The 14913-nt window shown below is 46.0% G+C and carries 12 protein-coding genes; 7 read left to right on the top strand and 5 right to left on the bottom strand.

Going from position 1 to position 14913, the window contains the following annotated elements:
* Window positions 1-58: 58 nt before the first annotated feature.
* From ACLHG7_RS07750 to ACLHG7_RS07760, 3 genes are all read right to left on the bottom strand, one after another.
* Complete coding sequence (locus ACLHG7_RS07750) at window positions 59-2221, bottom strand: TonB-dependent siderophore receptor (protein ID WP_410210511.1); 2163 nt, start codon at window positions 2219-2221, stop codon at window positions 59-61.
* Between the two features lie 36 nt (window positions 2222-2257).
* Window positions 2258-4393 (bottom strand): TonB-dependent siderophore receptor, encoded by a 2136-nt coding sequence (locus ACLHG7_RS07755; RefSeq protein WP_410210478.1) that lies wholly within the window; start codon window positions 4391-4393, stop codon window positions 2258-2260.
* Between the two features lie 527 nt (window positions 4394-4920).
* Window positions 4921-5751, bottom strand: coding sequence for an rRNA pseudouridine synthase (locus ACLHG7_RS07760; protein WP_410210479.1), 831 nt, complete (start codon window positions 5749-5751; stop codon window positions 4921-4923).
* 413 nt (window positions 5752-6164) lie between these two features.
* Here ACLHG7_RS07760 and ACLHG7_RS07765 point away from each other — a divergent pair, with 413 nt between their 5' ends.
* The 5 genes from ACLHG7_RS07765 (at window position 6165) to ACLHG7_RS07785 (ending at window position 11718) form a co-directional block, all read left to right on the top strand.
* The gene (locus tag ACLHG7_RS07765; RefSeq protein ID WP_410210512.1) at window positions 6165-7367 is read left to right on the top strand and encodes an SfnB family sulfur acquisition oxidoreductase; all 1203 of its coding nucleotides are present in this window, start codon (window positions 6165-6167) and stop codon (window positions 7365-7367) included.
* 100 nt (window positions 7368-7467) lie between these two features.
* Window positions 7468-8676 (top strand): SfnB family sulfur acquisition oxidoreductase, encoded by a 1209-nt coding sequence (locus ACLHG7_RS07770; RefSeq protein ID WP_410210480.1) that lies wholly within the window; start codon window positions 7468-7470, stop codon window positions 8674-8676.
* The gene (locus ACLHG7_RS07775; RefSeq protein ID WP_410210481.1) at window positions 8676-10094 is read left to right on the top strand and encodes an LLM class flavin-dependent oxidoreductase; all 1419 of its coding nucleotides are present in this window, start codon (window positions 8676-8678) and stop codon (window positions 10092-10094) included. The genes ACLHG7_RS07770 and ACLHG7_RS07775 overlap by 1 nt, the downstream gene beginning before the upstream one ends.
* Window positions 10095-10168: 74 nt before the next feature.
* On the top strand, window positions 10169-11008 hold the full coding sequence (locus tag ACLHG7_RS07780; RefSeq protein ID WP_410210482.1) for a MetQ/NlpA family ABC transporter substrate-binding protein: 840 nt from the start codon (window positions 10169-10171) through the stop codon (window positions 11006-11008).
* A gap of 59 nt (window positions 11009-11067) precedes the next feature.
* A complete protein-coding gene (locus tag ACLHG7_RS07785) occupies window positions 11068-11718 on the top strand; it encodes a methionine ABC transporter permease (RefSeq protein ID WP_410210483.1) in 651 nt (216 codons plus the stop codon).
* Between the two features lie 106 nt (window positions 11719-11824).
* On the opposite strand, the gene ACLHG7_RS07790 is transcribed toward ACLHG7_RS07785, so the two are convergent.
* Together ACLHG7_RS07790 and ACLHG7_RS07795 are read right to left on the bottom strand one after the other, a co-directional pair.
* Window positions 11825-12187, bottom strand: a complete 363-nt coding sequence (locus tag ACLHG7_RS07790) for a hypothetical protein (protein ID WP_410210484.1) — start codon at window positions 12185-12187, stop codon at window positions 11825-11827.
* A gap of 248 nt (window positions 12188-12435) precedes the next feature.
* Window positions 12436-13416, bottom strand: a complete 981-nt coding sequence (locus tag ACLHG7_RS07795) for a malate dehydrogenase (protein WP_410210485.1) — start codon at window positions 13414-13416, stop codon at window positions 12436-12438.
* Window positions 13417-13583: 167 nt separating this feature from the next.
* On the opposite strand from ACLHG7_RS07795, the gene ACLHG7_RS07800 reads away from it, so the two are divergent.
* Window positions 13584-14528 carry a DUF1853 family protein gene (locus ACLHG7_RS07800; protein ID WP_410210486.1) on the top strand — a complete coding sequence of 315 codons (945 nt, stop codon included), beginning with the start codon at window positions 13584-13586 and terminating at the stop codon, window positions 14526-14528.
* Window positions 14529-14693: 165 nt separating this feature from the next.
* A complete protein-coding gene (locus tag ACLHG7_RS07805) occupies window positions 14694-14834 on the top strand; it encodes an entericidin A/B family lipoprotein (RefSeq protein WP_114899455.1) in 141 nt (46 codons plus the stop codon).
* Window positions 14835-14913 lie beyond the last annotated feature (79 nt).

Below are 14913 nucleotides of genomic sequence, written 5' to 3' on the forward strand. Positions count from 1 at the left end.
AAAAGCCCGATAATTCGGGCTTTTTTTTGGTCTAAGTCATCATATCAAATCATGTTCCTTAGTATTTAAAGGTCATCCCTACCGTGTAATTGGCAGGTGCACCATAGAAGCCTTCCCCATCTGGGAAGCTGTTTAAATACTTCTTATTGGTGATATTGTTGCCATTCAGTTGTACAGCAATATGATTATTGACCTCATAACTCGCCATCACGTTAACTAAAGCATAGCTGGACTGGCGAATCGTTCCTGAGAATGGGACTGCCTCGCCGCCCACATAGGCCGTACTGACAATATCCTGATAGGTTTTATCTTGCCATGTCAGGCCTGCTCCCACTTTTAGAGCTGGTAATACAGGCACTTGATAGGTCGCTAAGACATTGAAGATTCGGGATGGTAAGTAGGTACGCGCCTTGTCTCCGGAGGTATCATCTTTCATACTGATCTGAGTAAAGCCAAAAATCAGATTTATGTTTTCAGTTACCCTACCAGCTAAATCAACTTCATAGCCCTTGGTATTGAGATCCCCAACACTGTATCTTTTGATAATGGATGCAGAGTCAGAAGCCCTGAGTGGATAGTTGTTTTGCTTGGTGCTAAAGAGTGCTATTGAACCAGTCAAACGATCTTTCAGCCAGCTGCCTTTCAGACCTACTTCATAGGCATTACCCTCTACAGGTGCAAGCGCATTGCCACTGGTATCAAGCCCGGACTGTGGTCTAAAGATCGTGCTATAACTCGCATATGCCGTGGAATTCGGGGTGAGATTGTAGGTGACCCCGACATAAGGCATGGTCTTAGACTGATCATAGTCGGTCTTGCTACCATAATTGTTCCCTGCATTAGACGCTTGGGTATAATTCACACCCAGCAATAGCCGCAAATCTTCGTTTAAATGTAAGCGCGTCGCGGCATAGGCTGTTTTCATTTCCTGCACATAATCCGCTGTCGAGCTGTCTGCATTGTTAGGAATAAAATGAGGCTGGGCAAACTGACCATTCCATGTATACCAGTTAAACTCTGGAATACTATCCGCGTCAGCAGAAGCCTGCTTCTCTTTGTTCTTCGACCAGCTTGCGCCTACGACTAGCTCATGGCTATACCCGAGAAGAGGGAAACTGCCTTTGAGGTTAATATCTGCAAGTTGCTGAGTTTGATGATCGGTATAGGCAGAAGGGAGTATCGACACGCCCTTGCCACTTTGATCAGGTGCCCCGTAGTAGTAGACCAGCGCACTGTTCTCATCGCTTTTGATATAGTTATAGGTGACATTCAACACCCAATCATCTGCCAGCTTCTGCTTGAGTTCAATAAAGCTATTTTTAGTGGTTTTATCCCACTTCGCCCACTCTGGAACGGGATTATAAGAACGGGCATAACTCAATTGCTGACCATCGGTATTCAGCAATGGTAATGCTCCCCAATTATTGCCTTTCGGCTGATTGCGCTGCTCATAGTGCCCTACGGTCAAGAGCGTATTGTCTGTCAAATCTGCCTCAAGTACTCCTGAAAAGATATTCTTTTTCGATGAATAATGATCGAGATAAGAGTCGCCTTGCTGACCCGCTGCGACTAAGCGACCACGGACGGTTCCCGCATCATTTAGCGTACCCGAAATATCGCCTTCTATACGCTTGGTATCCCAAGAGCCGTCACTGATGCCTGCCGACGCTTGAAACTCTTTAGTCGGACGCTTGCGAATAAAGTTCACTGTCGCTCCCGGATCACCGAGTGAAGCGGTTAATCCATTGGCGCCTTTGATGACTTCAACCCGATCATAGATAGAGGTATCAATGTCTCCATTTTGATAGTTATAGCCATCGTATGGCATCCCTAAGCCATCCACTTGAAAACTAGAGATTTCTGAACCACGTGAGCTATAGCTGGTACGGTCAGTTTCCTGATTTTGCACAATGATGCCGGGTGTTGCTGCCAGTGCAGCTTTGGCATTATTTAAGCCAAAGTCTTCCATTTGTTGACTGGTAATCACGTTGATTGTTTGTGGCGTTTCTTTTGTCGAAATATCGAGCTTGGTCGCACTTGAGCTTTTTTTAACGATATAAGACTTACTTTTTTCCGTAGTGCTTTCTTCACGTGTAGCCGTCACCGTAATGGTATTTAAGGTTTGTTCTGATGACGCAGAATCTGCAGCGTAGAGCTGCTGGGTCACACACGCGGCCAGCGTGGTGAGGGTGAAACCTAAAAGACGCATATCTACTCCTATTACTCAACAAATCTCATCTATGACTAAACCGAACGACTACCAGCGATAGCTCACTGAACCCACCAGACTTCTGCGTGTGCCCAACCAACAATCACCGCGACCTAAACAGGTCGCGACATACTCTTTATCAAAGAGATTTTTGGCATTCAGTGAAAATGACCATTTATCTTGGGTATAAGACGCGAGTGCATCGACCAATGTAGTCGCAGGCACATCGATCACAGCGCCTTCCCCCCAATTTCGCCCGAGATAGCGGACTCCTGAACCGACACTAAATCCAGAAATATCAGCTAAAGCAAAGCTATATTTCGCCCAAAGTGAGGCAGAATGCTTAGGGATTGATTCAAGCTGAGTGCCTTTAACTGGACCTGTGGTATCTCGTGCGTTGGTATAGGTATAGCTGCCCAAAACCTCAAGATTCTGATAGCGAGCATTCCCCTCAAGCTCAAAGCCTTTCACCGTGACTTCACCAAGTTGAAGCTGGTTTTGAGGATTATTAGGGTCAGTGGATAGACGGTTTTTTTCTTTAAGCTGGAAAGTGGCGATAGACAGCATGTAGGGCTTGCCTATAGGAGACCATTTCACGCCGGCTTCATATTGCTCACCGCGTTTGGGCTTAAAGGTCTGTCCATAAAAGTCGGTGCCCGCTAGCGCTTCAAACGATTGGCTATAACTGAGATAGGGTGCAAGTCCATGATCGGCCAAATACACTAAGCCAAAGCGTCTCGACCATGCACTCTCATCCACCCCTACACTCGCTGAATCATCAACCGTCACCTTGGCATGGTCATGACGCAGACCGGCAACAAATACCCAGCGATGATCAAACTTGATTTGATCTTGTACACTGATCCCCACTTGTGTCGTACGCGTCGGCGAAATCACACCAAAATCCGCAACGGGTTCAGCAAAGCGACCATAGACTGGAGCATATAAATCGAAGGGCGTTGGATCAAGACCGCTCACGCTAGGATTGGTGCTCCGCTCCTGTGCTGAGTCAACACCAAAGAACAGCGTATGTTCGAATCGAGCAAAGTTCAGCTTTCCCTCAAGCTGTAAATCTGCAGAAGTCACATCGGAAGTCGGCTGACCCGCATACCACACACGATTGACGGTACGATCACTCGGGCGGGGACCCATCCAGCCACAGCAGTCGGCATACATCGTGGTGTAGTGACCATTGGCATTATCGTGACGCAGGTTCTGGCGTAGCGTCCAATCATCACTGAGCTTGCGTTCAAAGCTATAGCCGATACGCGTACGCTGTCCACCATAACTGTCCCAGTCTGGCTCGCCGATAAACAAACGACTTGAAATCTTCGGGTAACCACCTGGCGCATCTAGACGTGTACCTGCCCATGGCAGGAAGGCATTGGTGTTACCGCTTTCATCTTTTTGATATTGACCATAAATCGTCAGCTTTGTTTTGCTGTCAGGCAACCATGTCAGCGACGGCGCAATATAATCGCGTCTGACCTTGGCATACTCGACTTGTCTGCCACTGTTATTGGTCAAACCCACAAATCGATACAGCAGCGTGCCGTCTTGATCAAGAGGCCCGGTAAAGTCCACGGCGACTTGACGATGATCATTGTTACCGCCTTGGATCGCAATCTCATGTTGCGCGGTTTTTTGGGGTTGCTTGGATACCAGATTGACGAGGCCTCCAGGCGGGTTCTGCCCATAGGTCACAGCTGAAGGCCCTCGAATCACCTCCACACGCTCAAAAGCATAAGGCTCATCATGCACACTGCCCCATGAGCCTATCAGCGGTAAGCGTAAACCGTCTAAAACCACTGATCCCGAGCTTCCCCCACGGAGTGCATAATAGTCTCCGCGGTTATCTACCCCATACGGCTCGGCGGTTACGCCAGCGCTATAGCGCAGAGCCTCCGAAATGCTCTGGGCATTTTGATCTTTGATTTGATCTGCAGTAATCACCGAAATAGACTGCGGAATTTCAAGCAATGCGGTATCTGTTTTAGTACCTGCGCTACTCCGCTTCGCAACATAGCCTTTCACCGCACTGGATGCGGTTTCCTTAGTTCCAATCACCGTAATGGTTTGTAAGGTCTGTTCACGGCCCGTTTCTGTCGTGTCTTCCTCCGCCTGCAAATACGGTGATGTCGCCAAAGCCAGTGTTGTTAACGTGAATAATTGTGCAGCGCGCATGGCACCTCCCCATGGTTAGGATAAAAAGAGTGATCCAAAATCTTGATGGCAACTTCTTAACTGCATAAACCCATGGCCTGTAATGCATGGATAGGCAATCAAATACTCACCAGAAACATATCGACTCGACAACCATTAAATGATAACGATTATCGATATCATTATCAACATATCTTTACACTGCATTTATATTTTCTTACCGGGCACAATACTTTTATGATTAGAAAGGAATAGAATAAATACAGAGAGAAAGAAATCTAAAAAAGGATAACTAATAGCTTAAATTTTCTTAAAAGATATCAAGACGACAACTCAGTCAAAGACTCAAGAATAATGAAGAGAAAGAGGCCCAATACAGACCCTAAACATCGCAGATCGCATGCGTTTTGGCTAAGCAAATATATGGGGAAATATCATAATTGTCGGAAAATGGAATTATCAAAACCTAGAACGCAGGACAAAAAAAGCCAACTTGAGAACTCATCTCTCAAAGTTGGCTTTCAATGTTTTAACTGTTTGAGAAACTCTTAGAATCGCTCATATCCTAAAAGATAGCGCCACTCACCGACCGCTAATTTTGACATGGAAATACGCCCGATACGGATACGCTTCATGGCAAGTACTTTTAACCCAACGCCTTGGCACATTTGTTCGATCTGATCGATTTGCACATTTTTAAGCGCAAAGCGTAGATTATTTTCGTTTTGCCAGCTCACCTTTGCTGCTGGCATCAGCACACCTTTGTGATAAAAGCCTTGATTTAAACGTTTTAAATCCTGCTCAGACAACACTCCCTCGACTTGAACAATAAATTCCTGCTCGACCCGACTTGCATCGTCAATCAGCTTACGAGCCACACTACGATCTTGAGTATAAATCACCAAGCCACTCGCCGCACTTTCCAGCGGTAACGTCGGGGTCAATTTATGAAAGTGCGAATGCAGGGGACGAATGCCAGTACGGTCGCCCTTCTCCTGTGTCTCTAATGTCAGAAATTGCAATGCATCGTATTTAATCAGATCCGCTTTGGTTTCCTCATCAATTTCAGCAACCGCTGCTTGAGTACTATCAGTCTTGACTCGACGCTTGGTCGTATTGAGTTGATGTGTGAGGCCAAAATCATAACCCGCTGGCTTATGCAACAGAATCGTAACCGGTGCAGGTGGCTTAAGATTAGCTTGCTCATGCAAAGTTACGACCTGATCTTGAACCATAAAATTGGGTTGTTCGACCACTCGTCCATCCACCAAAACCCAGCCGCCTGCGATATAGGTTTCCGCATCACGGCGTGAACACGCCATTAAATCACTGACCCGCTTTGCGAGACGTACAGGTTCTTGTTTGGGGACTAATGTCATAACCACTACCATTTTTTCATAAAATTAAGGCTAAAAACGGGGATATTGAATATCACTCACGTCAATTGTGTAGTGTAGTCGAGTTCACGCCTGATTGGTGCGATCTTTGACATTATCCCCTCAATGACAATCTGTTTTGAAAGAGTGATTTGAGATGAACATGCACGCAGACCACCACCCATACTGTTGATAGAGCAACACCCATTCAACACTTCTGCCAAATTACACGCAACACTAAATGTCATTAAATATTTTACCATTTGGTTTTGTTGATGTTTTTAAATGGCATGCACCTTGCAAACTTGCTGGCACTGATGATTTTCATTACCCATGACAGTCATTCCATTTAAGCATTTGAATGCACAAGGTAACCCACTATGTCCATCCATGCCGAGCTATCACCAAAATCTGATATCGCACCAAAACTATTAAAAACCCGCATCATTACTACTGATCAAGAAGCACTGGACGCCGCACAAGAAGTTGCAGAGTTCGCCAAACTTGATGCCCAGCAGAATGACCTAAATCGAGTCCTTCCTTGGAAAGCCGTCGAGAAATTTACCACGCTTGGACTCGGCGGCATTCGAATCCCTAAGCAATATGGCGGTGCACGTGTCTCCCACAAAACATTGGCAGATGTCTTTAGGATCATCAGTAAAGCAGACCCGTCAGTGGGTCAAATCCCGCAAAATCAAATCAGCCTACTCAATGGTATCGAGATCATGGGGACGGAGGAACAAAAGCGGCTCATTTTCGCAGGAATTCTACAAGGTAAGCGCCTATCCAATGGCGGGCCTGAACGGAATACCAAGACATCACTTCTTATCGATACTCAACTTGAACAGCAGGGTGACCTCTATACAGTCACGGGTAAGAAATTCTATTCTACTGGGGCTCTCTTCGCCCATTGGGTCGCTATTAAAGCCATGAACAAGGCGGGTGAAGTCGTGCTCACTGTCGTTGAACGCGGTACGCATGGCCTGCAGATCATTGACGACTGGAACGGTTTTGGTCAGCGTACAACTGCCAGTGGAACCGTCACGCTCAATCACACCCCCGTGATTGATGGGTTCATTTTTAATGAACATATATTAGGTCAGATTCCCAGCATTCGCGGAGCGTTTTCTCAACTCATCCAAGTCGCTATCGATGTCGGCATTGCCGAGGCTGCGTTAGAAGATACGCTCGGTTTTATCCGCACGCGCGCTCGACCTTGGATGGATGCTCAAGTAGATCAGGCTGCGCTTGAACCTTACCTCATCGCAGAAGTGGGACGTCTAAAACTTAAACTCAATGCTGCAATCAGTGTATTGGACGATGCTGCTTCCCTACTTGATGCATTTGACCGATTAGATGCGGTTACCGAAACCCAAGCTGCTGAGGCATCAATCGCAGTCGCAGAAGCTAAAGTGCTTGCCAACAATATCTGCTTGCTTGCCAGTGAAAAACTCTTTGAGCTGTCAGGCAGCCGCGCGACATTAGCGGAATTCAATCTGGATCGACACTGGCGTAATGCCCGTGTACACACCCTGCACGATCCCGTGCGCTGGAAGATTCACGCCATTGGTGACTATTACTTGAATAATCACCTACCTGCTCGTCATGTCTGGATCTAAGCAGATTACATAGCGCATCCACTGTTGCAACCAGCGTCATTGAACATTTATTCGCGCCCATCGAATCGATTGAGGTCGCACCGAAAAATCAGGTTTTGTTATGACCCATTTAATTGAAAATGCCCATCCCAGCGTCGATGTGATCAAAGATGATCAGCAAGCAATCAACGTTGCAACTCGCTTGGCGGAACAGTTCGCTTTAAGTTCCGCAGAACGGGATATTGAACGCATCCTTCCTTTTGTAGAGCTAGATTTGCTCAGTCATTCTGGACTGCTGGCCATTACAGTGCCCAAGCGTTTTGGTGGTGCTGAAGTTTCCGCACAGACCCTTGCCACAGTCATCGCCTTATTAAGCGCGGCTGACGGTTCAATCGGACAGATTCCACAGAATCACTTTTATGCGCTGGAAGTTCTGCGCGTCAATGGTACCGATACTCAGCAAAAGAAGCTCTATGCTGAAGTCCTTGCAGGACAGCGCTTTGGCAATGCCTTAGCAGAATTCCACACCAAGGCAGCAAATCTACGTACATCCCGCCTCGTTTTTGATGGCGCGAACTACTCCATCACGGGTCAGAAGTTTTATTGCACGGGTGCACTTTACGCCCATCGCATTCCGACACTGGTGAGTGATGAACATGGTCAAGATTTTTTAGTCTTTGTTGATCATCGCGCAGAAGGGGTCAAAATTATTGATGACTGGTCGGGCTTTGGCCAACGGACAACCGGCAGTGGTTCAGTCTATTTTGATCAGGTCAAAGTTGATCCAATAGACATCGTCCCTTTTAATACCGCTTTTGAACGCCCGACGACCGTCGGCCCTTTTGCCCAGTTGATGCACGCGGCAATTGATACCGGTATCGCCCAAGCCGCCTTGCATGAAAGTATCGAATTTATTCGTACCCGTGCACGGGCTTGGATTGATGCACACGTCGAGCAAGCCCAACATGATCCATTAACCATCTATGAGATTGGCAACTTGTCTGTTGAGGTTCGCGCCACCCAAAGTCTACTTAATCGTGCTGCGCGGCGGGTGCAAATCGCGCAGCAGAACCCAACCATTCAGACGATTGCAGACGCCTCTATCGCCGTCGCCGAAGCACGTGCGCAAAGTACCGAAGTGTCACTGCTCGTAGGATCCAAACTCATTGAACTGGGCGGCAGCCGCGCCAGTCAACGTAGCGATAATCTCGATCGATTCTGGCGTAATGCCCGCGTGCATACCTTGCACGATCCCGTACGCTGGAAATACCACGCGATTGGCAATTACTATCTCAACAATGTCCTTCCACCGCGCCGAGGAACATTGTAATGAGTGACGTAAAAACACCCAAACAGATCATCATGAATGCCTTCGACATGAACTGTGTCGGGCATATCAATCATGGTCTATGGACGCATCCGCGTGATCGCTCTACAGAATTTAACCAGATACAGCATTGGACTGAACAAGCACAATTGCTCGAAAAAGGACTGTTCGATGGTTTATTTCTGGCGGATATCGTCGGTGTCTATGATGTCTATCAAAATAATATTGATCTTACTCTCAAAGAGTCCATACAGCTTCCCAGCCATGATCCTTTGCTGCTGATTTCTGCTATGGCGGCAACAACTCAACATCTGGGCTTTGGCGTTACAGTGAATTTAAGCTACGAATCGCCATATTTACTCGCACGCCGTTTTTCAACGCTTGACCACCTCACGCAAGGACGGATCGGCTGGAATATCGTCACGGGTTATTTGGATAGTGCTGCCAAAGCGATGGGTTTTACGGAGTTACTTGCCCATGACCTCCGTTATGACCAAGCCGAGGAATTTCTTGATGTCGCCTATCAGCTGTGGGAGTCCAGCTGGGAAGACGATGCCGTGCTAATCGACAAGACCCAGCGCATTTACGCCCAGCCTGCTAAGGTCCACAAGATTAAACACCAAGGACCCTATTATCAGGTTGAAGGTTATCACTTAAGCGCCCCTTCTCCGCAGCGCACACCGCTACTCTTTCAAGCAGGTGCATCCAGTCGCGGTACTGCATTTGCAGCGCAACATGCCGAATGTATTTTTATCAGTGGCAATGAAAAACACATTACTAAACAGCAAGTGGATAGCATTCGTGCTCAAGTCCAGACCACAGGACGAGATCCTGATCAAGTCAAAATTCTGATGGGCATCAATGTCATCGTGGCCGAGACCGAAAGTCAGGCGCATGAGAAGTATCAAGAGTATTTGCGCTACTCAAGTCCCGAAGCTGGACTCGCCCACTTCTCAAGCTCCACAGGTATCGACTTTGCCCAATATGGTCTAGACGAAGCCATTCCCTACCGCAGTAGTAATGCCATTGCCTCGGTCAATGATCGCTTTAAGCACGAAACCATTACCCCGCGAGACCTCCTTGAACAACATAAATTAGGCGGCCGATATCGTCTGATTATCGGTTCCGCCAGCCAAGTGGCTGAAGAACTGATTGATTGGATTGATCAGACAGGCATTGATGGCTTCAACCTTGCGCGCATTGTCACTCCGGAAAGTTATGCCGACTTTATCAAATGGGTCGTACCTGAATTGCAACAGCGCAAGCGCTATAAGACCGCCTATGAATCAGGAGTCTGGCGAGAAAAGATCTTTAATACTCAAGCGCCTTATCTCAATGCACCACATCCAGCAAGCGCATGGCGGACGCGAAATAAGGATGTTCATCAATTGCCAGCAACTCAAGAGAGTGAGCTCATTTAAAGCGAGTTCAACTTCACTATCGCTAAATATTTATCCAACTTAAGACTTAGAAAACCAAATACGGGGAGTTATTTATGAGCAACAGTTCCAGTCAAAGTACAAAGCGAAAAAAAGTCATTATCTATGGTGCCATCGTCGTCGTGATTTTAATCGTCGCTGGTGCATTCTATAAAATTCATCATCAATCTCATCAAGTCTTGAAAATTGGTATTACCTCCTCTTTTGCACATCAATTTGAAGTTGCTGCTGAAGAAGCCAAAAAGCAAGGAATCAATGTTGAAATTGTTGAATTTTCCGATTGGAATACCCCCAATTTGACGCTTGAACACGGTGATATCGATGTCAACTATTTCCAGCATCAACCCTTCCTCACCAATGCAATCAAAGAAGGTCATCTGCACCTGAAGCCTTATGCGATTGGCAACGTCTCGAACGTTGGCTTATATTCCAAAAAATATGACCGTTTAGATGCGCTGCCTGCACACGCAACCATTGCCATCCCAAATGATCCGGTCAATCAGGGACGCGCATTGTTGTTATTACAGCAAGGACAACTGATTAAGTTGAATCCTGATGCCGGTTATCTTGCAGGTTTGCACGACATCACAGACAACCCCAAGCAATTCAAATTCGTCGAAGTGGAAGGCGTGCAACTGGCGCGCGCGCTCAGCGATGTTGATTTAGCTTTTGGCTATCCGCACTACCTCGTTGTGTCTAAAGCTTTTGATCCCAATAAGGCACTGTTATTTGATGATATTAAAAACAGTAACTTATATGCCATTCAGTTTGTGGTAAATGACCAATTTAACGATGATGGCCGTTTAAAAAAATTTGTTGAGATTTATCGGACGTCCCCTGTCGTTAAGGCCGCTTTAGATCATGACTTTGGCAAACTTTATCACCCAGCGTGGTAAAGCTCTGTTTATGAATGCTTAACTCACACCAGCCTTAAGATAAAGCGAGTCTATACATCATGCTGTCCTATAAAATTGATCTCCTTTTACAAAGTACTATTGATACCTTGGCGATGGTGGGGGTCTCTGCGTTATTCGTTTTCATCTTCGGATTAATTCTCGCGCTGATCCTCGTGACCACAGATCGCCAGGGCATCTTCGCTGCTCCTAAAGTGAATGCTCTGCTGGGCTTTGTGATTAATACCACCCGCTCCATTCCATTCTTGATTCTGATGGTCGCTCTCATTCCCTTAACGCGATTGATTGTCGGGACCAGTTATGGGATCTGGGCAGCGGTTGTTCCTTTAACCATCGCCGCGATTCCCTTCTTCGCGCGAATAGCAGAGGTGAGTCTCCGTGAAGTGGATTCAACGATCATTGAAGCCGCTCAGTCTCTCGGTAGCAACCGTCCACGTGTGATCTGGCATGTCCTAATCCCTGAAGCATTGCCGGGGCTAGTCGCTGGTTTTACCGTTACCATTGTCACGATGATTAATTCTTCGGCGATTGCGGGCGCTATAGGCGCTGGAGGACTTGGTGACTTGGCTTATCGCTATGGGTATCAGCGCTTTGATGGCCAAATGATGCTGGCAGTGATTGTAGTGCTGGTGATTATTGTGATGGTGGTGCAGTTTTTAGGGGATATGCTGGCGCGGAGTTTAAGTCATTGAGTGTTTGAGGGGATTCGTCAGAATAATCATTTTATGATTCCTCAAAATAAAAACAGACCTGAAGGTCTGTTTTTATTGCTTTTCATTTTGCTAAGTAAATAACGCGTTAACCCTTGAATTTATTAAACAGGTCAGTTGCGGCTTTTTTGGCATCTTCCAGCTTATGGGCAGCTTCCGCTTTTAAATCATCAAATTTTGCACTTGCCTCATCGGTAAACTCAGCAACTTTACCTTTGGCTTCTTCAAACTTTTGCGAAGCATCGGTTTTAAGCTGGTCGAGTTTATCTTCAGCTTGTTGCAATGCACTTTGAGCATCGGTTTTTAGCTGCTGAGTCGTTGACTGTGCTTCTGATTTCAGTTCATCCAGTTTTGCTTGACCACCGGCTTTAAGATCAGCAGCTTTTTGTTTTGCATCATCAAGTGCGGCATTGGCTTGCTCTTTTAATGCATCAATTTTGTTATCTGACATCATCTATCTCCAGTTTTGTATTAATAGCAATGATATTGAATGAGAAAAGCTTAAGCCTTTTGAGCTTACCTAAAGAGACTACGCCACCTTAGGCAGTTTTCAAACGCATTTTTTGTATGATGTTTATACTTATAACTTAATTGGTCGTTGACTTCAGATAATTCTTGTCAGGATGTGTGTATTTGAATATGCCATAAAAAAAACAGACCCGAAGGTCTGTTTTTTACTGATCCAAATTGCCTAAGCAATTATGGGAGTAAGTGCTTAACACCATCACGCTCTTCAGCCAGCTCTTTTTCCGTAGCTGTCATTTTTTCGCGTGAGAAGTCAGAGATTGGTAAACCTTGAACGATTGACCAGTCACCATCTTTAGTGGTTACAGGGAATGAGTAGATCAGACCTTGTTCGATGCCGTATGAGCCATCGCTGTATACGCCCATAGAAACCCAATCACCCTCTTCAGTACCGAGAGCCCAAGTACGCATATGATCGATTGCAGCGTTTGCAGCAGAAGCAGCAGAAGATGCACCACGTGCTTTGATGATTGCAGCACCACGTTGTTGAACAACAGGAATGAATGTACCTTCGTACCATTGACGCTCAACCAGTCCTTCAGCAGCAGCACCTTTAACAGTAGCTTGTGAAATGTCTGGATATTGAGTCGCTGAGTGATTACCCCAGATGGTCATTTTTTTCACGTCGTTTACAGTTGTGCCAGTTTGCGCGGCAAGCTGGGCAATCGCACGGTTATGATCCAAACGGGTCATTGCTGTGAATTGACGTGGGTTGATGCTTGGCGCATTGCGCTGAGCAATCAAAGAGTTGGTGTTTGCTGGGTTACCAACAACCAATACTTTGATGCCGCGGCTTGCGTTGTCATTGATCGCTTTACCTTGTACAGAGAAGATCGCAGCGTTAGCTTCAAGCAGATCTTTACGTTCCATACCTGGGCCACGTGGACGTGCACCAACGAGCAATGCATAGTCTGCATCTTTGAATGCAACATTCGGATCATCAGTTTGTACGATGCCAGCCAACAATGGGAATGCACAATCATCCAATTCCATCGCCACGCCTTTTAACGCTTCGAGTGCTGGGGTGATTTCAAGCAATTGTAAAATGATCGGCTGATCTTTACCCAACATATCACCAGATGCGATACGGAACAGTAATGAATAGCTGATTTGACCAGCAGCACCAGTAATGGCAACGCGGACGGGTTGCTTCATCGTTTTTCTCCAGATTGGGCAAAGATTGGTTTTTTAAATATCAAGTCTCAGGCGCACCACTTTTAGCAGTGGTTCGTAGTGAGCGGACATATTGTACTTGAAGCTGCGAACTTGTGCGAGTAAGCTGATCACTGCGTAAGGTGGGTATTTACAATAGAGTACAAAATATGACGGTTTTAGAACCGCCCCAATCGACCTTTGAATGGCTTAATTTCAAACAACCTGCAGTTCGTGACCTCGCATTTGCGCTTGCTAGCCCACCACTTCTGGCACATTGGCCAGAAATGCTGGCACCAACACAAAGCATTGACTTGCCCAACTTCACCTTTTGGCAAGAGCATTACCACCGTTATCTTCCACGTTTACAAAAGCTTGATAATGACCCATCTGTATTAAATCAAGTCCTGACTGATCTTCCCAGCACCAGACTCGGTATCCGCTTTGAAGCCCTGTTAAGTTTCTGGTTAAAAGATCAATCGGACCCTTGGCATGATTTCGAACTTCTTGCACAAAACATTCAATTAAAAGACCATAAACGTACAATCGGTGAAATTGATTTTTTAATTAAAAATAAATTAACTGGTGAAATCGAACACTGGGAGCTCAGCCTCAAATTTTATTTGGGTGAAGGTCATCTTGAGCCTTTTGAATGGCGTGGACTGAATGATCGGGATACCTTTGGCCGTAAAATCAAGCATACCGTCGAACGGCAGTTTAACGTAAACGAAATTGAGCACGATGTGCTGGGCAAACTACTGATTCAGAAAAGACGTGCGGTCTTTAAAGGTCGTCTGTTTTATCCTGATACGGCTCTAAATTCAGGTGTAGCAACGCAGAACCATCTTGACTGGCTCCATCCTGCACATCTGCGTGGTAGTTGGGGCTATCAACTACCACACAATATCAATTGGCGACGTGCCGCGCGACGTGAATGGCTCACCCCAGAAGCCCAAGACCGTGATGACATGAGACCCCGTTTCTTAACACACGGACTTTATCTCGGTTATCCATTGGATTTGACGAATTCCAGCCTTACGATGATTCCTATTGAAAGAATGATTCGGCTGCCCATACGAAGAATTCCTTACCTTACTTCACTTTATAAACATTGATGCTATGAACTTTGAATCGAATCTTCACTCATCTAAAAAAGAGATTACTAAATTACATTCGCTTACTTCGCGTTACGTTGCAGCAACGCCACTACACTTGTGAGATAAGAACCCTTGTTATAATCTGGCTTTACACATTACAGTGTCATTTATTGGAGAATATCAATGATTAAAGTTATCGCTGCTGCTGCTTTGGCAACTATGCTACTGACTGGCTGTAACACCATGAAAGGTGTGGGGCAAGATGTTTCTTCAGCTGGACAAGCAGTAACTGGCTCCGCAGAAAAAACCCAAGACAAACTTTAATCCGTTGTCTTAAATAATAAGAACTCGCCTTAGTGCGAGTTTTTTTATGGCAAAAATAAGTGACCGTATAATATCAACA

Origin of the sequence: Aquirhabdus sp., from assembly GCF_046462495.1 — a bacterium.
In the GTDB taxonomy this organism is placed as follows: Bacteria; Pseudomonadota; Gammaproteobacteria; order Pseudomonadales; family Moraxellaceae; genus Aquirhabdus.

Bases quoted from the DNA above. Each gene is read 5' to 3' on its own strand.
- ACLHG7_RS07755 (WP_410210478.1), bottom strand. From the start codon at position 4,393: ATGCGCGCTGCACAATTATTCACGTTAACAACACTGGCTTTGGCGACA.
- ACLHG7_RS07760 (WP_410210479.1), bottom strand. From the start codon at position 5,751: ATGACATTAGTCCCCAAACAAGAACCTGTACGTCTCGCAAAGCGGGTC.
- ACLHG7_RS07770 (WP_410210480.1), top strand. From the start codon at position 7,468: ATGACCCATTTAATTGAAAATGCCCATCCCAGCGTCGATGTGATCAAA.
- ACLHG7_RS07775 (WP_410210481.1), top strand. From the start codon at position 8,676: ATGAGTGACGTAAAAACACCCAAACAGATCATCATGAATGCCTTCGAC.
- ACLHG7_RS07780 (WP_410210482.1), top strand. From the start codon at position 10,169: ATGAGCAACAGTTCCAGTCAAAGTACAAAGCGAAAAAAAGTCATTATC.
- ACLHG7_RS07785 (WP_410210483.1), top strand. From the start codon at position 11,068: ATGCTGTCCTATAAAATTGATCTCCTTTTACAAAGTACTATTGATACC.
- ACLHG7_RS07790 (WP_410210484.1), bottom strand. From the start codon at position 12,187: ATGTCAGATAACAAAATTGATGCATTAAAAGAGCAAGCCAATGCCGCA.
- ACLHG7_RS07795 (WP_410210485.1), bottom strand. From the start codon at position 13,416: ATGAAGCAACCCGTCCGCGTTGCCATTACTGGTGCTGCTGGTCAAATC.
- ACLHG7_RS07800 (WP_410210486.1), top strand. From the start codon at position 13,584: ATGACGGTTTTAGAACCGCCCCAATCGACCTTTGAATGGCTTAATTTC.
- ACLHG7_RS07805 (WP_114899455.1), top strand. From the start codon at position 14,694: ATGATTAAAGTTATCGCTGCTGCTGCTTTGGCAACTATGCTACTGACT.